This window comes from Sphingomonas sp. Leaf208 (assembly GCF_001421415.1).
Taxonomy (GTDB): Bacteria; Pseudomonadota; Alphaproteobacteria; order Sphingomonadales; family Sphingomonadaceae; genus Sphingomonas.
Genome location: NZ_LMKH01000006.1, coordinates 67,773 through 92,896, shown reverse-complemented (window position 1 = coordinate 92,896; position 25,124 = coordinate 67,773). Strand labels below are relative to the sequence as shown.

The 25,124-nt window shown below is 61.2% G+C and carries 15 protein-coding genes; 11 read left to right on the top strand and 4 right to left on the bottom strand.

Annotation, left to right across the window (positions count from 1 at the left end; all coding sequences use genetic code 11):
* The first annotated feature begins 106 nt into the window (after positions 1 to 106).
* The 6 genes from ASE69_RS05140 to ASE69_RS05120 all read left to right on the top strand — a co-directional run bounded on the left by ASE69_RS05140 (position 107) and on the right by ASE69_RS05120 (position 6,491).
* The gene (locus ASE69_RS05140) at positions 107 to 295 is read left to right on the top strand and encodes a helix-turn-helix transcriptional regulator (RefSeq protein WP_056483962.1); all 189 of its coding nucleotides are present in this window, start codon (positions 107 to 109) and stop codon (positions 293 to 295) included.
* 125 nt (positions 296 to 420) lie between these two features.
* A complete protein-coding gene (locus tag ASE69_RS23350; RefSeq protein WP_082452893.1) occupies positions 421 to 819 on the top strand; it encodes a helix-turn-helix domain-containing protein in 399 nt (132 codons plus the stop codon).
* Positions 820 to 907: 88 nt separating this feature from the next.
* On the top strand, positions 908 to 2,365 hold the full coding sequence (locus tag ASE69_RS05135; protein WP_156362158.1) for a site-specific DNA-methyltransferase: 1,458 nt from the start codon (positions 908 to 910) through the stop codon (positions 2,363 to 2,365).
* On the top strand, positions 2,365 to 2,832 hold the full coding sequence (locus tag ASE69_RS05130) for a phage terminase small subunit P27 family (protein WP_056483956.1): 468 nt from the start codon (positions 2,365 to 2,367) through the stop codon (positions 2,830 to 2,832). The genes ASE69_RS05135 and ASE69_RS05130 overlap by 1 nt, the downstream gene beginning before the upstream one ends.
* Positions 2,833 to 3,117: 285 nt before the next feature.
* Positions 3,118 to 5,454 carry an AAA family ATPase gene (locus tag ASE69_RS05125; protein ID WP_056483953.1) on the top strand — a complete coding sequence of 779 codons (2,337 nt, stop codon included), beginning with the start codon at positions 3,118 to 3,120 and terminating at the stop codon, positions 5,452 to 5,454.
* Positions 5,451 to 6,491 carry a 5-methylcytosine restriction system specificity protein McrC gene (locus ASE69_RS05120; protein ID WP_056483950.1) on the top strand — a complete coding sequence of 347 codons (1,041 nt, stop codon included), beginning with the start codon at positions 5,451 to 5,453 and terminating at the stop codon, positions 6,489 to 6,491. The genes ASE69_RS05125 and ASE69_RS05120 overlap by 4 nt, the downstream gene beginning before the upstream one ends.
* A gap of 268 nt (positions 6,492 to 6,759) precedes the next feature.
* On the opposite strand, the gene ASE69_RS05115 is transcribed toward ASE69_RS05120, so the two are convergent.
* Both ASE69_RS05115 and ASE69_RS05110 read right to left on the bottom strand, forming a co-directional pair.
* On the bottom strand, positions 6,760 to 7,650 hold the full coding sequence (locus tag ASE69_RS05115; RefSeq protein ID WP_056483948.1) for a 3'-5' exonuclease: 891 nt from the start codon (positions 7,648 to 7,650) through the stop codon (positions 6,760 to 6,762).
* Between the two features lie 31 nt (positions 7,651 to 7,681).
* Complete coding sequence (locus ASE69_RS05110; protein ID WP_056483944.1) at positions 7,682 to 15,232, bottom strand: CHC2 zinc finger domain-containing protein; 7,551 nt, start codon at positions 15,230 to 15,232, stop codon at positions 7,682 to 7,684.
* 77 nt (positions 15,233 to 15,309) lie between these two features.
* Between ASE69_RS05110 and ASE69_RS21815 the strand changes: the two genes are divergently transcribed.
* Positions 15,310 to 15,687: a hypothetical protein gene (locus ASE69_RS21815; protein ID WP_156362157.1), complete on the top strand. Its 378-nt coding sequence runs from the start codon at positions 15,310 to 15,312 to the stop codon at positions 15,685 to 15,687.
* A 231-nt stretch (positions 15,688 to 15,918) separates the two neighbouring features.
* On the opposite strand, the gene ASE69_RS05105 is transcribed toward ASE69_RS21815, so the two are convergent.
* Together ASE69_RS05105 and ASE69_RS05100 are read right to left on the bottom strand one after the other, a co-directional pair.
* Positions 15,919 to 20,769: a hypothetical protein gene (locus ASE69_RS05105; protein ID WP_156362156.1), complete on the bottom strand. Its 4,851-nt coding sequence runs from the start codon at positions 20,767 to 20,769 to the stop codon at positions 15,919 to 15,921.
* A gap of 246 nt (positions 20,770 to 21,015) precedes the next feature.
* On the bottom strand, positions 21,016 to 21,633 hold the full coding sequence (locus ASE69_RS05100) for a plasmid pRiA4b ORF-3 family protein (RefSeq protein WP_056483939.1): 618 nt from the start codon (positions 21,631 to 21,633) through the stop codon (positions 21,016 to 21,018).
* A gap of 486 nt (positions 21,634 to 22,119) precedes the next feature.
* Here ASE69_RS05100 and ASE69_RS05095 point away from each other — a divergent pair, with 486 nt between their 5' ends.
* From ASE69_RS05095 to ASE69_RS05080, 4 genes are all read left to right on the top strand, one after another.
* Positions 22,120 to 22,392 carry a PadR family transcriptional regulator gene (locus tag ASE69_RS05095; RefSeq protein WP_082452890.1) on the top strand — a complete coding sequence of 91 codons (273 nt, stop codon included), beginning with the start codon at positions 22,120 to 22,122 and terminating at the stop codon, positions 22,390 to 22,392.
* A 77-nt stretch (positions 22,393 to 22,469) separates the two neighbouring features.
* Positions 22,470 to 23,027, top strand: coding sequence for a hypothetical protein (locus ASE69_RS05090; protein WP_156362155.1), 558 nt, complete (start codon positions 22,470 to 22,472; stop codon positions 23,025 to 23,027).
* A gap of 188 nt (positions 23,028 to 23,215) precedes the next feature.
* Entirely contained in the window at positions 23,216 to 23,608 is a 393-nt protein-coding gene (locus tag ASE69_RS05085; RefSeq protein ID WP_156362154.1) for a hypothetical protein, read from the top strand.
* Positions 23,609 to 23,767: 159 nt separating this feature from the next.
* Entirely contained in the window at positions 23,768 to 24,913 is a 1,146-nt protein-coding gene (locus ASE69_RS05080) for an alpha/beta hydrolase (protein ID WP_082452889.1), read from the top strand.
* Positions 24,914 to 25,124: the final 211 nt, after the last annotated feature.

Here is a 25,124-nt window from a genome sequence, read left to right as displayed (position 1 = left end):
CCTCGCCATCGTTGTAACGCCTGGTCGTACCGTCAGTCATATGCCTCACTCTTATCTAAGAGCGGGGCCCTGTCAGGTCATTTAGGGGGCCACCTCAGTTTGTGAGATGATGCTGCAGGTGGAGCTCGCCCGTCGGTGGAAGCTTAGCCCGCGTACGCTCGAACGCTTCCGCTACGAGAAGAAAGGCCCACCCTACATCAAGATCGGCGGTCGCGTAGTTTATCGGGTAAGCGACATCGAAGCGTTCGAGCGAGATGGCCTAGTGCTTCCGGTAATTTACGGAGCGTCGAAGTGACCGCGGCCGGTTCCGCAGCGCCGGCGCAAAGTCGGGAGATTTCAAGCTTTGCGCCGCTGCGGAAAAAACCGCGCGCGCTTGATCTCGCATTCGACGTGGATACCGGTAACGCGCCAGCTAACCACATGCTGCTGATCATGGCTCGTCTCGGCAACAGATCGCTTCGTTGTTATGCATCAGAGCAGACTTTGGCAGATCGGTGCGGTTTCAGCGTAAGCACTGCGTCACGTGCGATCGATCATCTCAAAGAACGTTCGTACATCAAGCAAATCATTTGCACGCCGCGCACGCGCCGAACCAACACTTACCAACTGTGCATAAACCTGTGGATAACTCGGGCTCCCGTACGGCCAAATCGTACGCTCATGCCGTCAGGTTGGACAGTCGAAGCCGGTCAGGTTGACCGACAGAATCTGGGAAGTGAATCAGGAAGTAAGCGGCACGCTGCCAGACCGCCCGAGGGGATGAGCATTGGAGATTGCGTTGCACCTCTCATCGCGGAAGCAAAGGCGCGTTCCCGGTGAGGGGGCTAAACCAAAGGCTGGCGCCGCACGCTGGACACCGGCGTGGGTCATAATTTTGTCTGAAAGCGAAAAATGGAAGGGGGGTCAAATGACGAATCCCACGACAAGACGTAAGTCGAATAAGCTGATCGCGAACACCGCCTTGTCAGCGTCCGAGACGACCAACAACTCCGGTTCTGATGGCTGGCCGTCGTCACGGCCCCGGATGCGACGAGTAGCCGACCTGGTGCCTTATGCGCGAAATGCTCGCACCCATTCCGTAGAGCAGGTTGAACAGATTGCTCGGCTTATTCGTGAGTTCGGATGGACCACCCCAGTGTTGGTGCGCGCGGAGACCGATGGTGTCATCGCAGGTCACGGCCGTCTGCTAGCGGCCGAGCAGCTAGGCCTGACTGAGGTCCCGACCCTCGAGGCGGTCGGATGGAGTGACGCCCAGGTCCGAGCCTATGTGCTGGCTGATAACAAAGTCGCGCTCAACGCAGGCTGGAATGAGGAATTGCTAGCTGCAGAGCTAAAGGACCTCGTTGAGCTTGGGTTCGACATGGATTTGACGGGCTTTACCGGCGACGAGCTCGAGGCGATGGATCCTGCCGCATCGAAGTATCTAACGGATCCTGACGACGCGCCTAACCTTGCGCCCACTCCGGTGTCGAGGATTGGCGATGTCTGGCAGCTTGGCGTCCACAGAGTGATTTGTGGTGATAGCACGTCAGCGGCGCATGTTGCCGAGCTCATGGCAGGACACCTGGCTGACGCATGCTGGACCGACCCGCCCTACAATGTCGATTACCGCGGAAAAGCCGGCAAGATCGCAAATGACAGCATGGAAGGGGAACTGTTCCAAACATTCTTGACCCAAGCCATGACCGTTGCGTTCGATGTCCTTCAGTCAGGTGCTGCGTGCTACGTCGCCCATGCCGATACCGAAGGTTTGGCATTTCGCTCTGCCTTTCGGTCAGCGGGCTTCAAACTATCCGGCTGCTTGATCTGGCGTAAAAACGCGTTGGTACTCGGCCGGTCCGATTATCAGTGGCAGCATGAGCCGGTACTGTATGGATGGAAGCCAGGGGCACGGCATCGGTGGTATGGTGGTCGTAAGGCAACGACCATCCGTGAGCTCGGCGGGTCTGTGTTCTCGCAAAATGCGGACGGAACCGTCCTGGTCAGGGTAGGCAATGAGTCCCTTATTGTTTCTGGGACCGACCTGAACGTTCGCCCCCTCGAACCTACGGTTTTGTGGATCGATCGGCCAACGCGCTCGGCTGAGCATCCAACGATGAAGCCGGTTGAACTGATCGCTCGCATGCTGCGCAACTCGACCAAGCCCGGCGACGTCGTGCTTGATCTGTTTGGCGGTTCGGGGTCGACGTTGATTTGCTGTGAGACGCTGGGCCGGGAGGCCAGGCTCTGTGAGTTGGATCCGCGGTTCGTTGATGTGATTGTGCGTCGTTGGCAGGACTTCACCAGCGGCTGCGCAACGCTCGCCGAGGACGGTCGCACGTTCTCAGAAATCGCGGATGAGCGTATCGGGTCGAGCAGCCGATAATGGCGGGAAACGGAAACTCGGGCCGCAAACGCAAGCCAACCCAGTTGAAGCTGGTCGACGGTCAGCACTACCGTCTGAACGAGCGCAAAAACGAACCGGTCGCGATGGGTGAGCTGAGTGACGCGCCCGGCCACTTCAACGACCAGCAGCGGGCCATCTGGGTCTATGCGATACAGCACGCCCCCAGGGGTCTGTTGAAAGCGAGCGATGGTCCCGTGCTTGAGACGTGGTGCATTGCCCTTTGCCTGCATCGGAAGGCGACCGAGATGGTCAATTCCACACCCGTCATCATCAAGACCGCTAACGGCACACCGATCCAGTCCCCATGGCTCTCCGTTCTCAACAAGCAGGCAATTGTTATGCGGTCGCTGGTGTCGGAACTCGGCTTCTCGCCGGCAGCGCGTGCAAGAATATCACTCGCTGATGAGGAGGAAGCTGACCCATTGGCTCACTATTTTGGGGAGTGAAATTCGAGCGGGTGGCTGATTAAAGGTCGGATAACAACGAGCTACTGGCGCCAGGCTTACCATGCTCAGGAGGGTGTGCTCCTACTCCGCAAATTAACCAGCACTGCCAGCCTCTCCGTGCCGTGCAGCCTGGGCAAACCTTCAAGCATTGAAATGAAGCAACTCGTGTGGGAGGTTCGCGGCCAGAGTCAGCGGTGGGTTCGGTCTATGGGGTGCCACCTGCGCAATCCAAACCCGAGCTCCAGTGATGATTTACAGAGCTGAACTGAAGGTTGGAATGGCGACATGACTGATGATGGGGGCTTGCTCGTACATTTCAGTGGCAAGGAGGATTTTGCGGGTTGGTGGGAAAATTGGTCCGCCGCCGACCGGCATGCATTTCTCCGGATTGCCCGCACACTGCACGAGGCGGGTGCCGACTGGTATCACGTCAATATCAACCGTCAGATACGCTGTGGCCGCAAAAAGAGGGGTGCCATCGACGCTACTGAGACAATTCTCGCAATCAGTAATCTCAAGCCGACAGCTTGGGTCCGGCAGGGTGGTGATCGTACGGAACTCGGCCTTCCTCAAAATTCAGCTGTTGCCCTAGGGGTGCTTGCTGACGCTCTTGAAGCCGCCCCTACCGCGTTCCGACGGTTTGCAAATGGGACCGCGTACTGGCCTGATGAGCTAGCAGCTGACACCACACAACTGATCGAAAGCCAAACGCCCCGAGACTCCGGGCCATTCTACTGGTTCGTCGGTGCCTCGTTTGGCCGTCGCGAAGATCAGGTCGAGCGCTTCCTGCGTGAAGGCATCTGGGAAATCAGTACGCCTACGGACGCCGAGGCTGCACAGGTCCGATCCATGCAGCCTGGCGAGCGTATCGCGATCAAGGCGGCGTTCGTTCAAAAGCATAATCTGCCATTTGATAGCCGCGGTAACAGCGTGTCGGTGATGCGTATGAAAGCCCGTGGCGTGATCACGGCCAACCCTGGCGATGGCGAGCGGGTTCAAGTCGAGTGGGATCAAACCTTCAGCGCCCGTGACTGGTATTTTTACACCTATAGGTCGACAATCTGGCAGGTCTCTGCAGGCCACGATATGGCCGATCGGCTCATCGCTTTTACCTTTAATGACCAGCCGCAAGACCTGGACTGGTTCCGCAACAGCACCGGTTGGGCTGTCCAGTTCGGTGACAATGCGGATGTGACCCTCAAGCGCTTCTGGATCGAGAAAACAATCGTGAATGGCCGTGAGGATCGGTTGTCTGGAGCGCATTCACTTGGCCAAGCTCTATGGTCACCCCAGCGCTCAAAAGACGGCAAGAATATTTATGCCAATATGCTCGAGGTCCGGCCCGGAGACATCGTGTTCCACCTTGTCGACAATCACGCGATCGCTGGTGTGTCGGTAGTCGAAACTGCTGCCGATCAGAGCTTCGTTGGCTTAGCTGGCAGCGACTGGGCTGATCAGCCAGGGTATCGGATTACCCTGATCGACTATCAGCAGCTCGAACCACCATTATCGCGCGAAGCGTTTTTGGAAGCTGAGCCGTTTGCGACTGAGCTCAAAGAGTTAGCTGAAAGCGGGCAGAAGGGGCTTTTCTACAACAGCCGGCGCAGCTTGAACCAGGGCGCGTATCTCACCGAAGCCACCCCGACGCTTCGATCCATCCTCAATCGTGCTTATGTCGAGCTTGCCGGCTGCAATTTGCCATACATCGACGAGCAGCAGGTTGTTCTCGAAGAGGGCGGCGATGAAGCCGCGGCATACACGCTCGATGATGCTCTCCGGGAGCTGTTCCTGAGCCGAGAAGATGCCGAGGACATTCTACTGCTTTGGCGAGCCAAGCGGAACATCATCCTCCAAGGACCGCCCGGGGTCGGAAAATCGTTCGCTGCTCATCGGCTCGCTTACGCTCTCATGGCCGTCGAAGCTCGAGAAAGGGTCGGCTTTGTTCAGTTCCACCAGTCCTACTCTTACGAAGACTTCGTAGAGGGCTTCCGGCCTGCCGAGCACGGATTTGAGCTTAAGCCTGGCAAGTTTGTCGAGTTTTGCCGGAAGGCCGAAGCTGACCCAACGCACACGTACGTGTTCGTCATCGATGAAATCAATCGGGGTAATTTGAGCAAAATTCTTGGTGAGCTGATGCTCCTCATCGAGCCCGATAAGCGCGACCCGAAATGGGCGATGCCACTAGCATCAGGTAAAGTACCGTTCCACGTACCGCCGAATGTGTACATCATGGGCCTCATGAACACCGCCGATCGCTCACTAGCGGTGGTAGACTACGCGCTACGCCGTCGTTTTGCGTTTGTGTCGTTGATGCCGAACCTCAGCTCGTCTCGGTTCGACGAGCACCTGGAGGCACTTGGAGTTGGCGCCGATGTTCGCAACACACTTCGCACCCGGGTTGGCGAGCTTAACGACGAGATCATTGGCGATACCATCAACTTAGGGCCTGGCTTCGCTATCGGACACAGTTTCTTCTGCGCCGCCCCGAGCGACGGGGAGAGTGACGCAGCTTGGTACCGTCGCGTGGTGCGCACCGAGCTGGTACCACTGCTTCAGGAATACTGGTTCGACGCGCCGGATAAAGCCGAACGCTGGAAAGTACGGTTGCTGGCTGTCTGGTGAGCGAGCCAACGATCCCAATCCGCAACCTTTACTATCTGTTTTGCTACGCGTGGAACCGGTTCGAGGAGGCGCAGGCGATCTCGACCGGAGCGGAGGAAAGCCCGGACCTTCCTAACCTACTTGCTCGCGTCCTGTCTGAGGGCACGCGATCTCTCCTCAAGCGCGGCCTTGATCGGGGGTATCTGCCCCGTGAAGAAGAGCTGAGCACCATTCGTGGGCTCATCGAGCTCGGTCCAACATTGCAGCTCCAGGCGCGGCATCGGCGCCGGGTGCATTGTACCTATGACGAGCTTAGCCACGACCTGCTGCATAATCAGCTGCTGAAAGCATCGCTGAGGCGATTGGCCAATGTCAGCAGCATGGATCCGGCGCTGGCGCGAGATCTGCACAGGCTTTGGATCCGAATGGGTGATGTTGCAGATATCAGGTTAAGCGCGGCAGCGTTTGCCCGAGTTCAGCTCCATCGCAACAACGCGCGCTACGATCTGCTGCTCAAGATTTGCGAGTTGGCATTCGCATGCATGATCCCCGATGAAACCGGATCGGGATACGGCTTTCATAACGTTCTCCGTGATGAGCGGAAGATGGCACGCGTTTTTGAGGATTTTATCCGTAACTACTACCGCGTGAGCCAGCGCGCGTTGCGGGTCAAACCCTACCAGCTCGAGTGGCAAGCCGTACCGCTGACATCAAACGGCATCGGGCGCCTCCCGGCCATGCGCACCGACGTATACCTTGAGAGCGCCGACCGGCGGATCATCATAGACACCAAGTACTATGCCGATGCGCTCCAACAGTATCAAGGTTCACCGAGCTTTCGTTCTGATAACCTGTACCAGCTGTTCGCCTATCTGCGTAACGACGCCATCGCTAATCAGAATTTGGTGCTCGCGGACGGTATGCTGCTTTATCCTCAGGTGGGGCAAGTGCTTGATGCGACGTATGTCGTTCACGGTCATCAGGTTCGGTTGGCAACTGTTGATCTATCAGGTGCTTGGCCCGATATTGAGCTCCGATTGACGGATTTACTACTATGAGACGCACACGTTAAGTTGAGTACTGGTCGACGGCGGCCTGGCCGCTTTGGAGCGCCAAGCCAGCGTAAGCAGACGTTCGTTCATATAGCGCTCAGTGGCAGCTCTACCCCTCAGTACAATAGCTTTGCCGCACGGAAGCCAGCACCGGCCTCGACGGCCTTCAACAGCTTCATCTGCTGGCGAACAGCCGTATCGTCGAGACCAGGAAGGTGGATAGGGGATCGGGCTCGATTGCGCTCGCGCCATGGTCAAGCCACTGGCTTGAGGTTCACCTGTTTCTTGCCGAATATCTTTGGAAGGCGGTTATCTCGCTCACGGACGGGATCGATCGCGAACCCAGGATGTCCGTCTTGAGGAACGCGATTTCGGTTTCAACTCTGGCTTCGTCGAGGTCGATGCGCCAAGCGCGCGGGCCAACGGCAGCGTCCGTGTTCCATCGGTAACCGCGCTGTTTGAGAACCTCCTTTGTCTCAAACGGGGCCCCTTCTGCAAAAATTCGCCAGGTCGGCTGACGCGCCACCTCCAGAAGCCTGTCGAGAACCGTTCGACCGCTGACGGGCAATGTCATGGTGGTCAACGCAATGCCTGCATTGCAGTCGTCGACGGCGCGATGCGCGTCGAAGAAATATGAAAATCTCGAGAGCAGATCCGACAGTCGACGGCCATCGATGCCTTCCTCTTTCCACGGTACGTCGCACATCGTGCACGCCCACGGCTTTGCGGCAAACACTGGCGAGATCCGTTCCGCGAATGGGCGATCGAAAGCGGCGTTGTGCGCGATTATGATCGCGGCCTGCGCGGCGAACATCTCGATGGCGGAGACATCGAGTTTGTGACCCGCAACATGGGCGTCCGTGAGTCCGGTTATGGCGGTTATCTCTGAAGGGATGGCTTCCGTTGGTTCGTTGAACTGATGAAGTGGTTCGCGAACAGCGACCACCCTGCCATCCTTTGTATATTCGAATGGCACCATCGCGAACTCGATCGGTTCGTTCAGCACGGGGTTCAGACCTGTGCTCTCGATGTCGAGGAAGATGCCGCACTTGGTTGGAGTGCCGAGGTTCTCCGCAAGCTGCCGAGGCAGATCGAGCCTGCGGAGCACACGGTATTTGCCGCTCGCCTCAAGCTCTCGCACGACGCTTTCAGGATCATCAATCATTTTCACCCCCTAGCATTAGTCCGTCAGCCGTTCAGCCCGCCTCGCGACGTGGGTCGTCCTCCATCGATGCGGGGATCGCGAGGACCGGCCGGTCAGATGTAAGCGCATCTTCTTCGCCTGCGGGCTGCGCCAGCGTCCGGGGATCCGGCTGCCAGCGATCGTCGACGTAGATCCAGTCCACGAGGACAGGTAGCGGCGAGACCGGGGGGAATTTGTAACGTTCATCCGCGAACGACGCGGTTCGCTTGACCATCCATGAAGGATCGTCGACGAACTGCTCCAGCAGGAGCAAGGCATTACGGGTAGCATCTATGGCGCCAATGTAGTTCGCCGACGGGGATGTTGCAGGATTTGCCACATTCTCGACGGAACGCCATGAACCCTCAGCCTGCAGGGCGGCTAGAAGAACGTACGCGGCTTCTTCAAAGATCTTCTCGACCCCATTCACCGCCTTTTTGCGAACTCGGCGATCCTTATGCGGATAGTCGCCCACAGCCTCACCCCCGCGTCCGCGTTCTGTCGCAAAAATCATCGGCAGATGCGCCACGAGTTTCAATGCTTTGGTCTGGTAGTGCGGAGTCGGTTTCTGCTCGGTCGTTCGAAGGAGGTCCAGATCGGCGATGACGACGGCCGACTCGTTTTTACCTAGTGGACCGCTATGTTTGCTGCTGCCGAGCTGAAATACGCCTGGAGACTTAGAGCCGTAGGGCGTGCGGATTGCTTCGGTGATCTTCCAGCCGTCCAGGCCGACGAAGGCGCTCTGGCCACATCCATATGGTGGGGACACTGCATTGCAGAATGCCGTTACCAGGCCCGTCGCGAGATACTGGTTTTGCCCGAATATGTGATAATCCGCGGAGCGGGCTGTCATCGCCGGCAGGACGACGAGCGTACGCTGAAGCTTCTTTCCTCGCGCGAGTTTGTCATGTGGATCCCCGACTACCGTCAATGGATTTCGGTACGCGGTCCATCTGGCAAACTCGTAGATGTCGTTGCTGAGATATTCGAATGGTGCCAGACTGCTATTCGGAAGTTGATAGCGGCGCGCGAGTTCGTGATTTTCCTCTATGACGCCGACGAAATTCGCGCTGCTCGCATGTGGAAACATTTCCGAGCAAATGAGCTCGAGCGAAAAAGTGCCGATGTCGAAGGGATCCGTCACATTGTCCAATTGCGGAGACCAAGACATGTTTAGAGGCGGTCTGATCAGTTCGCCGGCCGCCGCGGAAGGATATCGTTTCTGTCTAACGAAATGCGCGGAATCGATCCCTTGCCCGTCCTTGCTCACCACAGTTCGAAGGCACGACAGGAGGGCGGTATGCGCTTCCCAGCGGTCGCGGCCGGCGGGTGCTGTTGCGAGGTCAGCCGTCACGAACGGCACCAGTGCATTTGGCAGATAGTTTCGGTCGAGCTGGGTGCCCGACGGCACCCGAAACGTGCCCGACCAGATTGTAACGGGTAGCGCCATCGTTCGAATGCGGCGCGCCAGCCAGTTGACCGTTTCCGGGCGGGCGCTGTATTCCGGAAGTACGATCCCCTCGACCTTGAACTGCTTACAAGCCTCGAGAACCTCTCTTAGGATCGCGCGCCGTCTAAACTCGGTCGTCGATACGAACAAACCGCCTTTTTTGATTTTTCCCTTGGCGGCAACGATGCTGCTCGCCGGGGCCAGCAATCCTTCAAGTTTGCCGTCTCCGTCTCCAGGCGAGGAGTACGTCTCCGCAACGTCCCACTGCACGATGGCCATCCGGCGTGCGGTTAAGCTCTTGTCCTTTCCTCGGGCTGTCCACGACGAGCGTTGAATTCTCCGAAGCGTTTCGAGCGGCGGAATTCCGAGGTCGTCCGCGTCTGTCGGTTGCACCGACGCTGGCGTTGGAGCAGGCGTCGATCCTGCTGCGTCCATTTCCGTATCCGCTCGTGGCTCCCCTCCGATCTCGATCGCTGGCGTTTCGGTGCGCTCCCGGTTTGATGAGGACCTGCGCGGACCGGCATCGAACGGATCCCCTCCATGAATTGGTGTTGGGGAAGTCGCTGCCGTGTTTGGGATCTCGCCATGCTCCCCAAAGACGGCATCGGCGAGCTGCCGCGAGATGAGGTGCATGCCGAGCACCTGATCTTCGCGCCTGCTAACCGAATAGCGGAAGCGCATTCGGCTCCCCACGGAGAGGGCCTCTGTCGCCGTGCCTCGCTCCCCGCGCGAGTGGGCGATGTCGACCTGCCAGTCCGCCAGACTCTGCGAGCTTCCGTCCGCCAGTCGCATGACCGCTCGATCGGATTGCGACTCGCCGGTGCGGGGGTTCGACCAGGATTCCTCGTTGGTCACGTCGAGACGAGCGCATTCGGTCAGCGTGCGCAGCACGGCGGCGAGATCGCTCGGCTTGTTTCGTCCCAACTCCTGGAATGCGCCCCACGGCCACTCCTCGTCTGTTTCCGGAGTTTCGCACGTGCTGGTGAAAAACCGGATGAGTTCGCAGAGTGCGGTCTCGGCTTGGGCGAGCCTGGTCGCATCCATCGGCCAAAGACGGGGTCTCAGGCGTTCTCTGCTCTGGCGCAAGGGCGCCACCTGAAGGAGGATCGCGACCAGAACCGCCCAGCCGGTCGGAGCGATGCGGTCACGCAGCGCACCGAGGCCACCTTTGCGTCCGAGCACGATCTGGCTGAACGTCTTGAGCAGCGTGCGCGCCTGGCCATCCAGGCTGAGATCGACATTGCTGCCGTCTGCATCGACTAGGATCACGTCAAGCCCGACGAGATCGCTCAACCATGAAGGCTCGAGCCCACACTGCTCCAACTGCTCGATCGCTTCGCGCGGCAGGCCGCTTGTCAGTTCGAACGCCAGCGCCCGGATATCGGCCACGGCGGCGAGAATACCGACCCCGAGCGAAAGATTCATGAGCGGAGGAACAGCGCTGCGGGCGACACCGGGGATATGGTCGGCAATTTTGACACTTATGGTTTGCCATGCTGCGGCACTTCTCCGATATGGAAGCGGCGCGTCGATCGTGCCCGGCCAGAGCTTCACGGCCTCGGGAAGACTTCGCGTCAGTCGGCGCGAGGAACGGACCATGAGCGCCGCGGGCTGCCCGGGCGTTCCGAGATTGACGTCCGAGTTGATCCTCTCGCTCATGTACATGCCCTCGGCCATCGCCGCGACGAGATAGGCTGCGTGGCTTGCGGGGGATTGGGAGGCGTCGAAATGCTCTAGAAGGCTTAGTGCTCGTTCGACTCGGGTTGGTATTGGTTTCTCGGCAGTGACATCGCCGGCGCCCCATCGATCTGCACCGGAAAGCTTTGGCAGCACTCGAACCACGATCGCCTCACGGCGCTGGATGTCGCGGTGAAGTTTTGTAAGTGCGTCGGCATCGATGCCAGGCTCCTCATCTGTCGCCAGATTGGCGCGCTCGCAGACATCGCGGACGGCCCAGCCATATCGCCAGTAGTCAGCGCCGTCGAAGAAGACCTTCTTCGCGCCAAGCGAGGTGCCGGCGCGGACGAACGCGAGGCTATCGACGCTGTCGCGCGATGCGTCCCAGCTGATGAGCTTTACGGCAGTAAGATCCTCAGCTTCCGACGCCATTCTGACGAAGAACGAGAATGCTGTGGGTACAGGTACGCGACCGTCCACGGTCAACAAGGATGCGGCGAACGCCGGAAAGCCCGCGCGGTAGACGGTGGCTATCGCGCCGGGAGTCCATTCTCGTCTTATCAGGAACAGAGGCACGTAGTCGCCCGGAAGATCTGAAACCCTAAGTCGTATCCCGGGGACGGACTGGGTGCTGGTGTCCGTCCAGTTCGTCCCGACCGGCGCCGCGTCTGCCCCTTCGGCGGTTGCCAGGAGCAATCTGTTCTCATCGCACCAAAGCATGATTCCAGAAGTCTCGAGGCCTGGCGGCGAGGGCAGTGGCACGGCGTTGGAGGTGTTTGCTATGAGGTGCATCAACCTGGGCCGCCGCGCTGCGACATCCGCGAAGTTCGCGTAGGTGATGTTGACCAGTGTTGCTGCGGCATCGAGCTCGATGGCCTGCGCCGAATGGGAGACGTGAGAACCGGCGTCTGAGGGTGTCCACACCCGCATGATCAAGCTTGTCAGACTGGCGATTGGGCTGAGCTCCTCGGCGACTGCGGCGTCGTAGGGGATGAGCTCCTCGTCCGCCCCGTGGGATGCGACACGCTGAAGCGCAACGATCGTTCGGTTGAGGTTGGCAAAGGCGGCATCTGTCTTGGATTGTCCCTGTAGGATGCTTGGCGGTGCCGCCGGGGCGAACGCAGGATCGAACTTGACGAGTGAGAGGCGCAGTCCCTCCGGAAGTGGTTGCCTACCTTCTCCCGACCAAGTCTCGGAAAAATGCGGGCTGACCCGAGCGAATCCAAACGGCTTAGACTTGTCTAGCAATCGCTGTGCCGCCAGGCATGCGATGATCGCCGTCTGACATCTGATGTCGAACCGGTTAAGCAGAAGCGCTATCTTCGAACCGCCCAGCACGTGGCTGGCGAGCGGCGTGAAAACGTCGTCGAGAACATTTGCGGACAGCCGCAGGAGAATTGCCGCAACCTGCTCCGACGCTTCCTCGGCCAGTGTGTTCATGTGCGTGGATGATCGTAAGGCCCGATCCAGACCTTCGAGGCAGGCCAGTCCAATATCGAGAGCCTTCTCACTGCCGGCCAAAAGTGCCGTTTGGGGTTCGGCTTGTAGAAGCATGGACCAGAAGGCATCCGCGAGGGATTGCCCGTCGTCGACGTCAGGTCTGTTCGCGGCGAGACACCAAAAACGCCGATAGGCGCTGGCTCTATCGTTGAACCGTATGTCCGGGGCGCTAAGCGCCATGCCTAACCGGACAATACTTGTGTCGGCGTTCGCGGGATCGTCCAGCTCAGGATCGAAGAGTAGACCGAGGGCGGTTTTTCGGTCAATCTCGCCCGCATCCGCAAGGGGGTCCATCGCGTCTGTGTTAGGCAGGTCCGCAAGTGGTCCCGAAAAACCGAAACCGGCTCTGTTGTCAGTCAGCCAGGCCCGGGCCTCGGCGCGGGTCATCGGCGGCGGGGTCACATTCTTACGATTGAGCGTAAGGCCCTTCAGCGCGAGCCACGCCTCCACCTTTCGCCTCAAGGCGTTCGCCGTCTCGAGATCGCGACAGATCAGAACGACGTCGTCCACATACCGCGCATATGCAGCGGCACACCTTGGCGACGCGTCGTCGCTCGTACTTCCACGATCGACCTTGGCCAGCTGATCGATCTCAGCTTCCATCATGTCGTCTAGGTCGAACAATGCGATGTTCGCTAGATAGGCGGAGAGGTCGGGGCCCTGCGGAATGCCGAGCCGCTGGTCATGAATCTTGGACTTGCCCGTTTCGGGATCGAGGTAGCTTAGGCCAAAGCTATGATTGAGCAGGAAACCGGTGACGGCCTCGGCACGGCCTGCGGTGCTGTGACCCGCATCTGGTCTTAGCATCGGAGCGAATCCAGGTGCGTCGTCATCTGCTGCGGGAAGAAGATTGAGCGCGTGCTCGAGCGGCCCTACCAATGCGCCCGAGACGACGTCACGCCTGACGTTGTCGTAGAACCCGGTTATGTCGAGGCGGAGGATCTGCAAGTCCTCGTGTTCGAAGCGCTTGATACTGTCATCGAGGAAATCGACGAATGACCGCCAGCATTCGAAGTAAGGGCGGAAGATGCCCTCGCGTCGTGGCGGACGTTCCCCGTTCACGATGTCCATGTCGATTTGATATGCGAAGCTCAGGGAAGTGCGTTCGCCAGTGGATCCAGTCCGGTAGAGTGCCTTAGCGGCGCCACGTTCCGGTGCGTATCGAACAGCCGGAATCATCTCCGCGAATGACTGGCAGTCGAGGCGATCCCTGAGCAACTCGAGCATCACATATTGCTGGAGTAGGGCATCCTCCGCAACGGGGCCGGATTTGAGTCGGTAGCGATCATCTCCCTTGGGGAGTGATCGGGATAGCAACGGCGCCGAAGGCCCATCTCCGATTTTAAGCCTGGCCCGGTGGATGTGGAACAGGGGAGAAGCCGCGACCGTCAGCCGTTCCCATGCGTAGTCGTCGAGCGGATATTCTCGACGCGAGGTCGAGGAACGCCCGAGCGTGAGCGCGGAAAGCAAGTCTGCGCGGTCGTCGGCTGGATCCCGATACCTTTTGAGCAGTTCGGCGGATTGGCCTGGCACGATGGCGTGCCCACCGTAGCCGCGCACCAGCGCCGAGAATTCGGCTAGGCCGTCACCCGCACTACCCGTGTCCAGCGGGGCCAGGATATTTGACCATAGTGCGCCAGGGATGGAGAGCGCGACCGCGCGCGCCTCCGCCGCGATTTTCAGTCGGCCGTACTTTTCCCATTCGATCGCGTGAGGATCAGCGCCCAGGCGGAAGGCCGCAAGAAAGGTCAGCGCCGGAAGTCGTGCGGCGGCAAGGGTTTGAAGAGCCTGTGTTCTATCGAGCCCCTTCAGCCACGAGTCTGGATCGATCTTGGCTTCTCCGTCGCCGGCCGGCCAGATCACCTCCAGATCGAACGGGTGGGTTTGACCGAGCAAGGTCAGCAAGCTGATCGCAGCGTCGTACGTCCCACGCCGACCGGCGGCGTCACGATCGAACAGCAGGCGTAGCACGACCTGTCGTCCGGTATCCCGGGCGGACTGGATGACGCCGCTGAGGTTCGCCAGCTGGCCCGATGTGATCCTTGAACCCAGGACACCAGCCGCTAGGAGGCCGAACGATCGCAACCGGAGAACGTCGAATATTCCCTCGACCAGGTAGATCTCGATGGGCCCCGCAGAGGCGTCTGTCGCGGTGGATCGGACGTGATGAGCAATGCTGTCGAGCCCGTACAACGTGCTTCGACGCGGAAAATCGTACGAGAATAGGTATTTTGGAACGTCGCCGCCCGTCGCACGGGCGGCGAAGCCTGCGGTCTCGCCGTGAACGTCCGTGATCTTGAAGACCAGACGTCGCCCGCCAAAGAAGCTCTTCAAGGTGGGGCCATAGAGCTCCGGCTCGTTGCCCTTTCTCTCACCCCGACGAAGAATGCCGGCTTCGACCAGTCGCTCTTCGATTGTCCTGTCAGCCTGAGCCTGTCTGGAAATCTCTCGAAGATCGACCACGGCTGCGTGTGATCGCTTAATGAAGTCAGCGTCGAAACCGCGATCAGCGGCGAAGGCGATGAGGCTTGGATCATCGACAGGCGCGTTCTCGATGAGCTCGGAGACGATCGCCGAGCCGCTGCGGCGATCCACGGGTGCGCGCCGCGATGACGCGATCTCCACCCCTTGAATGCTTGCGAGCCTCTGAACCGCTTCCCAGAAGCCTATCCGCTCGAAATTCTGAATGAGAGAAACGACATCGCCGTGCGCGCTGCAGACGAAGCAATGGTAGTGGTCTCGTTCGCCGGCTGCTGCGCCGCCCTTGTACAGGTTAAGGGATGGATCGCTGTCGTCGTGGAACGGACAGATCGCACGAAGTGGCTGCCGACCCCTGTTGTCAACCTGGATGCCCAGGGATTTTGCCACGATTTCGATGTCGGCGCGTTGGATGACACGCGCAACCTCGTCATTTCCGCTCTTTGCAGCTCGCGCCAAACTCTGTTCCCCATCCCCGTCGCCACCTCGAAGGGTGCTGCTCGAACCGTCATGACGCAAGGGGAGGGCTGGAACCAGTGGAAACGCCGAAGCCTGCCCAGCTGCCGCTTGATCGCCACTTCGGAATCTGGATGATGATCTTCGGGCGGATTGACCGACGAAAACCGGTGAAGCGCGTTCGCTTTGTCATTGCGCACCGGGCGCGACGTGGGTGTGCTTGGCGGATTTTCTCAATCCGACCGATCGCCCCGTGGCAAGCTTTGGCGGCTGCGGTCGGCGGCGCCGTGCGAATACGCCGAGATCGTGCAGAAGCGCAGGCCCGTCCAACTATCCGCTTGCGGCTACGTCACGAACGCAAGGCCGCCACCGCCTCCGTCCCCAGCGATATTGTCGACACCTCCAAAGGTCGGGTGCGGTTGGCGAAACGGGAGGCGCTCGAAATCGCTCACGTGTAGAGAACGACGAATCATCACGGAGGAATTCGTCTCCTCTTGGAGTGGGCTATGGAGCCGCCGACATGTTTCGTGCTCGGGCGGCGTGCCGCCGGCTCCCTGGAGGTGATGGTCACTAGTCCACTTTTAATGCTTTGCCGTGGGGAAGGGTTGAAGACGTCTCCGCGTGCACAGCGATTTCGAAGGCCGCGCCGTTGCCCAAGCCCGGTCGCATCCCGGCGGTTCCCGTCGCACTCAGGTCGGCGCCCCGCCGTTCCAAAGGAGGTCTGCGAACCGGCGTGCGGTAACGACGTGGTGGCCTGCCACGACGTCCATGCCGATCTCGGCGAGGCCGTCGCCGAGATCGGAGTCCATCTCGGCGACCAGCCAGTCGCGCAGGTCGGCGGTCAGTCCGCGAGCCTGGACCAGCAATGAGGCGAGGCTTGCTCGCGCGCCGGGTGAGTTGGAGCGGCGCAAGCTCGCCCAGGCCATGTCGTAGGCCACCTCGTCGACCGCGAGCCTCCTCCGGGCATTGTCGGCCCACTGGGTGGTCCAGTCGTGATCGTCCTCCTCTACTTGGTCCGGCACCGCCTCCAAGTTTGCGATCAGCACATCGGCCGCCGACAGTGTGGCGATCACCTTGAGTCTGACCGGGATCGAGAGCGTGTCTTGGTCCGCGAGCCCCGCCCGTAATGTCTCGAACCATGACCCCAAGACCTTGCTGTCCGGCCAGCCGTCGCACAGCGCTGCGGCGGGACCGTCGGTGAGGCCGGCCTGCAGACGCGCCTCGATTAGCGCCCCCACGTCCCGCCGGCCACCGAATGTGCCCGCGAGCGCGCGCGCGGCGCCCAGTGCGCCCTCTACACCGGCCCAGCTGCCGTCCGAGCCGAGCATGGCAACGAGCGGATCGATCGCGCGATCGGCCGTTTCCGGATCGCGGAGCAGGATCTTCAGGGAGTGGAGGGTCGAGGTGCCCGCCTCCGCCATGCGCATGGCCGCTTCCCTGATAGCGGCCGAGAGCCGTGGGCGGCCTTCCGACCAGGGGGCCAGCCGGCTAACCAGGTCCGAGTCGGTAAGTTCGAGCCACGTCGTCCCGGTGGCGTACAGCTGCTCGATTTCCGGCCAGTGCGCCGCAAGCACGTCGAGCAGGGGTCCGTCTGTCTCAGAGCTCCATCCCGACAGCCCGACCTTGAGGCTGTCGCGCGCTGCCGCTCCTCTAGCGGCCTCCCCGGGGCGTCCGGCAGCCATCAGCCCCGCCAGTGCCGCGAGTCGCAGGTTTTCGAGGTCGGTGCCCTTCGCCTGCAGCTGCGCCTCCAACCGCCTTAGCAAAACCTCGTCGATCTCTCCCCTGCGGTGCACGGCGGCGGCGTGCAGCACCGTTGCGTCCGCCGCGATCGCGGGGTCGCCGTCGCCTTCCCCTTCGCGCAAGGTCTCCAGCGCCTCGCCGCTGCTGCCCGCGATCCCGGCCAGCGCCTCGGTGAGCTCGCTCCGCAGCGGTTGTGGCAGCGGCGCGCAGGATTCGATCACCGCCTCTCTTACGCAGGCCACCTCGCCAAGCAGCAGCGCGAGCACGCCGAGCAGCCCTGCCGGCCTGCGCAACCAATCCAAGGCAAGCGCATGCACGCGAGGGTCTTTCGGTGCGGCCTGTGCCGCGGCGATGACCAAGTAAGGGGCGTCGTCCGCCGTCGGGTCAACGTTTAACGCCGCCGCGATCAACGCCTCAGCAAGTGGATCGTCGATCGCCTTTGCCGATGTCAGCACGTTCATCGGTCCCGCGAGCTGGCGTCCACCTGCGGCGAGGGCGAGGAGCGCGAGCTCACGGACGCGGGCCGTGGCGAAGGCCGCGTCCTCCTCGAGTTCCGGGATGCGCTCGGCTACGCGGATGAGCCGCTCCGGTGTCCACTTCAGCACGCCAGCGAGGGCTGCGCGCACTTCGGCGTCGTCGCTCCAGTGATCGAGCAGAGCGCCGACCGCCCAGAACTCTATGCTGTCGTGCTTGAGCAGCACCTTCAGCAACGCGTCCCTTATCCTCGGCGTTGCCGCGATCCGGGCCGCATGGGCGAGCACGTAGGGGGCGTCCGAGCGGTCCTGTCCGGCGACGAGGGCGTCGGCTAGAAGGGCGTTTCCGGCGTGCGCTTGCTCGAGAAGTGACCAGCACTCGTGCAGACCGAAGCGCCCGGCAGGCGACGAGAGTTCGTTCGCGAGTTTCATGGCGACCTCGTGGTCGCCCGGGAAGGCGGCGGCCGCCAACCGCCGTACGTCCGAGAAGAGGTGCCCAGGCTTGCCCAACCGCTCCATGACGAACTGGCGAAGTTTGGCGTCGTTGGCCCAACCCGCCGCCAACAGCCCCACCGACGCGTGTGTGCGGTCGATGCCGAAGTCGGTGAGGCCATCCAGGAGCCGGTCCCGCTCCCCGTCCGTCTGACGGCCCCAGTCAATTCGTGCCGCGATCCCCGCGGCGGCGATCTGCCAGGTCGGGCACGCGGCAGCGGCGTCCGCTAGGCGCTGGACCCGTCCTTCTGTCGGCCACCCGCGGGCGAGGCAGCGCACGGCCGCCGCCGCCGCCTCTACCGAGGGGGGGCGGGACGCCACGTCAAACAGCTTCTCGGCAAAATCGTTGTCTCCGCCCCTCCGCTTGGCTAGAACGTCCGCCGCCCGGGACCTGGTACCGTCCTCGTCGGCATCGAGCGCGCGGAGCAGCGCCGCGTCGACGCCGGGCTCATGCCACGCATCCATCATCGCGAACGCGTCGCCGTAGCGGTAGGTATGGAGGGATGGATACCAGCGTTTCAGCCGCGGCCCCACGATGCCGGCGGTCTGTTCCGAAAGCAGACCCAGTAGGGCGTGTCGCATCACTTCCGAGCGGGGCGCCTTTCCGGAACCGTGCTCGACCTCGAACAGGAACCTCGTCGTGAGACGGCGTGTGAGGCCAGGGGTGCGCCGCAGTGGACCGAAGGCCATCTCCGCGAGCAGCAAATCCCGGGACACCCCTACACCAGGTGGCGCCTCGGTGGCCTCGAGCGCCAAGACGAGGTTGTCCACGTCGCCCGGTCGTTGCGCCATCTGCGCCGCGAAGAGTAGCACGTCCCGCCATTGCGCGTCGTGGGCCCTTTCCGCAAACACCCTGCGCTGCTCCTCCAGATCCATCGCGGCGAGGTGTTCAGCTGCCAGCAGTTCCTGGAAGGCCCGATGGAGGAAGCCGAGTTCGCCGGGTGCGCGTTCCACGAGTATACCGATCGCCTCGGCCCCGACCGACACAAGTTCGGACGCCCGTTGTCGCGCACGCTCCACGGCAAGGTCGAGCGTCTCGATCAGATGGTCGCGGAGGAAGACCGTGGCCTCCGCAACGCCCGCTCCATCCGGCGCGTGGGCCCGTTCGCTTCCCCGCTGCATCTCGAATGCGAGCGCTGCCAGCGCTCGCCGGCGCGTCGCCGCGTCTAGTTCGCCGTGTGCAACGGGGGTCAGCGCCGACCTGGACCGGCTTCGCGGATGGCTTTCGAGCACGCGTCCGACCAGTTCCGTGTATGCCTCTCTCCGCGAGCCCGGCAGCGTGCCGCCCTCGCGGGCGGTGGCCATCAGTCCGCCTAGAAGAAGCGGCGCGCCCGCCAATATGGCGATATGGGGCGACCTCGCGACTTCCGCCACAAACGCCTCGGCGCGGTCCTGAGCCTGCCCGGGCGTCCTGTGCCCCCCCTCAGCCTCGCCAAGCCACTCGAACCAGGCTTCTGCGAAGGAGCACTGCTGCGACCTGTCGAAGTGCGCCAGCGAGTGCCGGACCCAGGTCGCGTCGAGCGCCCCGAGCACGCGCGAGCCGTGGGGTCGCGAGGTGACGATGGTGGGGATGCCGCTGGCCGATGCGAAGGTGTGCAGGATCGTGAGCGCGCTCTCGGCCGCAGCCTCGTCCGCCCACTCGTCGACACCGTCGACTAACAGGCTGACGCGTCCGTCCTTGAAGGCGGCCTCGACGTGACGCGCGATGTCGGCCGCTCCGAGTTGCTCGAACCACGCCTTCACAGCTCCGGGCACCGAGGTTTCGCGGCCTGCCGAAATTCCCGCGAGGCGCCGCGTCCAGAACGCGAACGGAAGCAGGATGGGAAGGCGCCCTGGCCAACGGTTCCGCAAGTTCTGGAGGCGCGGCTCCCGTGAAAGCATGTCCAGCGCGACGAAGCGCAACAGCGTCGACTTGCCCGTCCCCGGCTCGCCGAGGATCACGGAGCGCTCGGTCGTCAAGGACCACTGCGTCAGGCTAATGCGCTGCGGGGTCGATCGGGTCTCGGTGCGTCGGACCCTGCTGATCGGACCGATGCGTCTTCGTCGCCAGCGTCGTGGGCCATCGTCCTCATCCTCGGACGGTGGCCTGACGTCAGGCCGGCGTACTTCGTCGGCCTCCTTGGGTGCCCAGAGGTCGGGGGGCACGAAGCGCCGGGTTAGAGGTAGCGCGACCGGCGGCGTCTCGAGCCCGGAGGTCGCTCTCAGGACGCCCGGGTCCGCCGCGGCGAATTGGCGTTCGTATAGTGTCCGCAGACCCGCGCGCAGATCGACCATGCGCGTACGATCCAGCCTGCCGCTAAGGACGCGGGCCGCCTCCGTGCCGCAGAACCGTTCGGTCCAAGGTCGACCGAAGAAGTCATCGACGAGATCGGCATGTCCCTTAAGCGTTTCGGATAGCCGATGCTGGTCAATCGTCACGAATTCGATCTTGTGCGAACGGAGGATCCGCGCCTGCTTCTCGATCTCCTCGGCCTGACCTGTAGTCTCGAGCGGGGAGGCGGTGCAGAGTACGAAGCGCCGCGTCCGATCCACCCATCCACCCTCGAGGAACGTCTTTACCGCTTTCCTGATCAGGGTCGCGGGGAATTGCGCGTGCCGCTTGCACTGCCAGACGTCATATCCGTCACGATCGCCGCGCCGCACATAGATGTCGATGCCGCCCTGGGCCTGACCGGTCGCGCCGTAAAGCTGCCAATGCTCCGGACTACCGGAAAGGCGCGATAGCCGTAGACATAGCCGCTCAAAATCCAACGGCGAAAGCTCCAGGAACGGGAGCGTCTGCGCACGCGTCGAAGCGGGTGGCCGTGGAGCCGCTCCTTCCGGTGGATCCAGCATGAACCTCGGATCTACCGGTTCATGGAGAGGGTCGGGGGCGTCAGACTTCTGCACGCTGTCTTGTGCGTGCGGTCGCTGCCCCTTGGCAAGCGAGAGAGTTCGCGTTCCACTGCTTTCGCACGAGGCGCGCGCCGGCGAAATGTCCGGACTTGGTCTACACCCGCTTCGTGAACAGATGGCAGCTTTCAGGATCGACCTAGTGGCTTCGGAATGACCGGCATTGGGTCTCCTGCGCCAGATCTTGATCTACCAACTGCGTCGGTGGCGGTTGCGACTCTTTTCGTAGGCGACCTTGCCGGTATGTCGGCGGATCGCAATCGCTGCGACTGCATTCTTCGAGGCGACTTCATCGATGTCGAGCGGGTCGAAGGGGCCGCCGTACCATTCGTATAGCTGTTGATGTTCCTCGTGGGCCACGTCGCCCAGCACCTGGAGGAAGCGCGCAAAGCCGGGGACGCCGCCGACATCCTCGGGTGGGCATCGTCGCTCTCCGGTAACGAAGCGGGGATATTTGAATTCGTGCTCACCCAGTTCGACTGCCTCGACGACGACAGTGTGCCGCCAGTCATCGCCCATGTCATAGGTATAGGTGAACTGCCGGACGTCGCGATAGATGAGCGTACCAAGCTTTACGTTTCGGGCTGCGGCAAGGTTGCGGTCCGGCCATTCTGGGTTTGGTATGCCGTAGCGGCGTTCACCGGCCTCGAAATGCCAGAGATGATAATTCTGCCACCCCATCGCGGCCTGGATCACGTCATGGAGCATCTTGAGGCTGCCCGCGACAGGCATCTCGACGATCCGCCATATCTCAGGCCCGATGTCGTTAAGGTTGATGCGCACGCGCGCGATGGTCTCTTGCGTCATGCCGCAGTTTTGAAGAATGGGGCACTCGTTGCCAAGGGACAGTGTCGTTCCGCTCCACCCACTGTAAGGAAATCGTGGCGCGCAGTTAGCCTGAACGACCGGCGGAAGTTCGGGAACGACGAATGGCATACAGACGGCGGGTAATGGGTCTAGTCGGAAGCCGGAGGGCAGCGCGTGTTTCGCCAGCTATCGATCATCCATTAGGTGCTTCCCTGTCCCAACTTCGGCAGTTTGTTCTTTTCGCTTCATGATGGCAGACCGCGATCAAGTTCAGCCATTTGAACGGATCACATTGGTCGATCCACGTCGTTACCGCATAGCGCATAGTTTGGCGCTGTGTGACATGCGCGTTCGCTGACCGCCAGCGGGCAGGCACCACCGCCGGAACGGCGGATAGCAGGTCCATGCTGCCAGCTCGGCAGTTGACAGATAACTCTACTTAGGTTGAGTAGGAGCATGGGCCGTAATCGTCGACCATCGAAGCAAATGCTGATTTTGTTGGAAGCGCTGGCGGCGCATACGCAGCAGTGGCGCCACGGCTACGATCTGATGAAAGAAACGGGGCTTCTGTCTGGAACGCTGTACCCGCTACTGATCCGCATGACCGACCAGGGGCTTGTCGAGGCCGAATGGCGCGAACCGGAACAACCCGGCCGTCCTGCTCGACATGCGTACCGTTTGACGAATGCTGGAGTGGCATTTGCGCGGACGGCAACATCCGCCGGCCCAATGACCTTCACCAAGGCCGCCTTCGCGTGACAGCAGCTGTGTCGCGGGCTTTGCTGGCATTGGCCAGTCGGTCTCTCGGCTCGGATCGCCGAACGTGGGCGATGGCCATGGAAGCGGAGTTCGAAACCGCGGTCGACGATCAGCGTGCATTCCTGTTCGCTCTCGGTTGCCTGTTCGCAGCATGGCGCGAAATCGGGAAGCACAGCGAAGGGCGGTTAATCGTTGCGACCTACGTGCTTGCCTTGGGAGTACTCATCCCGATGGCAGCTCTGCAGTTCCAGCAGGGGATCGGATTCCTGTCCTCGGCAGACGGTCCGCCTTTCGGCAACCCAAGCGCCAACGACGGGCCGAATCTCTATTTGATCTGGTCCCAGAACAGCGCCATCCCGGTCTTGCTTATCACGTGGCTGCTGCTTGGCATGGCGCACCTTTGTCTTGCATGGATGCTCGTGGAGGGGGACTGGCCGCGCATCGTGAAGTGCGGCACGCTGATCGGAGCGTCAATGATCACGCTGTCGCTATTCATGGGCGTATTGATGCTCGATTTGTCGTCCTTGAGGGCGCAAGTCGCGGAGCTGGCGATCGAATTTGTGGCGGTGGTATCTATTTCGCGGTACCACACGCGAGTTCTTGCAGACGCCTCGCGCGATTTGCTTGCCCGATAGCTTGTAGGAACCCTTCAATAACCCACGCTACTGGCTAGACCTATGCAGACCTACTTGACTCATAAATCTACATATGTTGTTGTCTGTCTAGCGTGAGCAGCGTGAGGCTCAAAGCGGGGGCGACGAAACGCCGAGGCCGTGTACAGGCCGAGAGGAAAGAGCGTCCGACACGCAAAGGGGAAGCGAAGATGAGACGTGTAATTAGCATAGGTGTCGTTGCAACCGGCACTGTCTTGCTTATTGCTTTATTTCTTCATCTCCGTAAGCCTGTTGTTGATGCCAGAGCGAACGGCTTGTTCGCAAACGACTTCTGCGGCACGATAAAGCTCGCCGACGGCGAGATGCTGCTGAACGATCGTCAAACCATATCATACATTGTCGGTAGAGATGCAGAAGGGCCGTACATCTTGCCACGCTTTGACGTCGGCGCCGTATCCGATCAAGGGCTCGACGTGGACGGAACGCGCTCGGTGCGCAAGCTGCGGCTCGACAGGCTACCTTCAGCGACAAAGCTTACGCTTCATGAGGGTTTGACACCCTATGTCTTTAAAAGGCTGGCGTCTGTTAATTCGCATGAATGATCTGGTCCCAACCAACATAGTTTCAACTCTTAAATCTATATATGTTCCGATAGCGTGGAGCGAGGGCTGCCGAATGCCACCAGCGGTAGTTTGGCAGCGAACGGTGGAAAGACATCGGCATGGCATACCGGCCGTGCTGCACAGTGAGGAGGTGGAGCAATGATGAACGCCATGACTGATATGTTATGGGTGTCCCCCATACGGCTATTAACAGCCCTGCTTTTGCTCCCCGCGACAGGCATCGCGGGCGGCTTAGACGCGCAGTCACAGGCAGCTGTCGGCAAACCTTCACCGAACCGCGTTGGCTTGGCTGTGCCCGGGCCGATGGCCATCGATGTTCGCATTTCATCCGAACCGGACGTTGTCCTGGCGGGAACGCTGTACCTCCCGGCAGGCCACGGGAAAGGTCCCTATCCCTTGGCCGTAATGATTCAGGGGAATGGACCCAATAAACGTGGCGGCTTCTCCGAGCTAATCAAGCGACTTTCGGCCGACGGTATAGCTGCTCTGGAATATGACAAGCGCGGGGTCGGGCAGTCGACCGGCACCTATGAGGAGGATCCCGAGCGGCTGACCGCAGACGCTGCCGCCGCTGTTGCGGTGATGCGCCATCGCTCGGATATCGCTGGCAGCCGCATTGCGTTGGTCGGCCATAGCGGGGGCGGTGTAATCGCGCCCGCGGCGGCGGCTGCCGATCCAAACATTGCGGCCGTGGTGACGCTGGCGGGCAATGTTGGCGACGGGCTGCCTTACGTTAGGAAGGGGCTTTACAGGCAGATGATGAAGATGGTTGTCGGCGGCCGTGACACCCTCGTCGGCCCGGCGGCGGATGCGGCTATGACTTTGCTCCAGGCTCGCGTGGACAGCAGAGATGCGACTACGATCTCACGCCTTCGCGCAAACGCTATCGACCGGTTCGAGGCAGCGGGGTTCCCGCGGGCGCAGGCGGAACAAGCGCTCACGATGATCGACGTTCCAGACGCCTGGAAAGGGAGCAAATTACGCTCGGCCTCTGATCTCACGGAACTGCAAATACCCGTTCTGGCGATCTACGGGACCAAGGATACGGTGGTGGATGACGCACCTGCGGCACGTGCCGCTCTGGCGAGCAACCACCTCGCTCGAGTTGTGATGCTGGACGGACTCGGGCACTCGTTCCAGGAAGGCGCAGTCACAGGCGCGCCGGATGAGGCGTCGAAGGTAGGCCCGTACCTCGGATCACCTCGCCTTGTAGCATTCGTTGGCGACTGGCTTCGAGATGCGCTGTCGTCGCAAAGTCCCAGGGGGATGGGAAAAGCGCGGTAACGCGCACCTTCTCGCCGCTCGACGACTAATCGCCTGCTGCTTCTGGGCGCCGGTTCTCAGCCTTTTAAGGGCGCTTGACGGCGCTAAATCGCCATCCGCTCCACACGAACGATCATTGGCTATTGTGCCTATTCTGACTCGAACAGCAGCCGGTTTGCTTTCCTATCCCATTACGACATTCGCGAGCGGATAACCGGGTGTTAAAATCGGT

Excerpts from the sequence above, each read along its gene's own strand:
- ASE69_RS05100 (WP_056483939.1), bottom strand. The coding sequence starts at position 21,633 with ATGACGCAAGAGACCATCGCGCGCGTGCGCATCAACCTTAACGACATC.
- ASE69_RS05135 (WP_156362158.1), top strand. The coding sequence starts at position 908 with ATGACGAATCCCACGACAAGACGTAAGTCGAATAAGCTGATCGCGAAC.
- ASE69_RS05085 (WP_156362154.1), top strand. The coding sequence starts at position 23,216 with ATGAGACGTGTAATTAGCATAGGTGTCGTTGCAACCGGCACTGTCTTG.
- ASE69_RS05130 (WP_056483956.1), top strand. The coding sequence starts at position 2,365 with ATGGCGGGAAACGGAAACTCGGGCCGCAAACGCAAGCCAACCCAGTTG.
- ASE69_RS05080 (WP_082452889.1), top strand. The coding sequence starts at position 23,768 with ATGATGAACGCCATGACTGATATGTTATGGGTGTCCCCCATACGGCTA.
- ASE69_RS23350 (WP_082452893.1), top strand. The coding sequence starts at position 421 with ATGCTGCTGATCATGGCTCGTCTCGGCAACAGATCGCTTCGTTGTTAT.
- ASE69_RS05140 (WP_056483962.1), top strand. The coding sequence starts at position 107 with ATGATGCTGCAGGTGGAGCTCGCCCGTCGGTGGAAGCTTAGCCCGCGT.
- ASE69_RS05105 (WP_156362156.1), bottom strand. The coding sequence starts at position 20,769 with ATGCTGGATCCACCGGAAGGAGCGGCTCCACGGCCACCCGCTTCGACG.
- ASE69_RS05095 (WP_082452890.1), top strand. The coding sequence starts at position 22,120 with ATGCTGATTTTGTTGGAAGCGCTGGCGGCGCATACGCAGCAGTGGCGC.
- ASE69_RS05115 (WP_056483948.1), bottom strand. The coding sequence starts at position 7,650 with ATGATTGATGATCCTGAAAGCGTCGTGCGAGAGCTTGAGGCGAGCGGC.
- ASE69_RS05125 (WP_056483953.1), top strand. The coding sequence starts at position 3,118 with ATGACTGATGATGGGGGCTTGCTCGTACATTTCAGTGGCAAGGAGGAT.
- ASE69_RS05090 (WP_156362155.1), top strand. The coding sequence starts at position 22,470 with ATGGAAGCGGAGTTCGAAACCGCGGTCGACGATCAGCGTGCATTCCTG.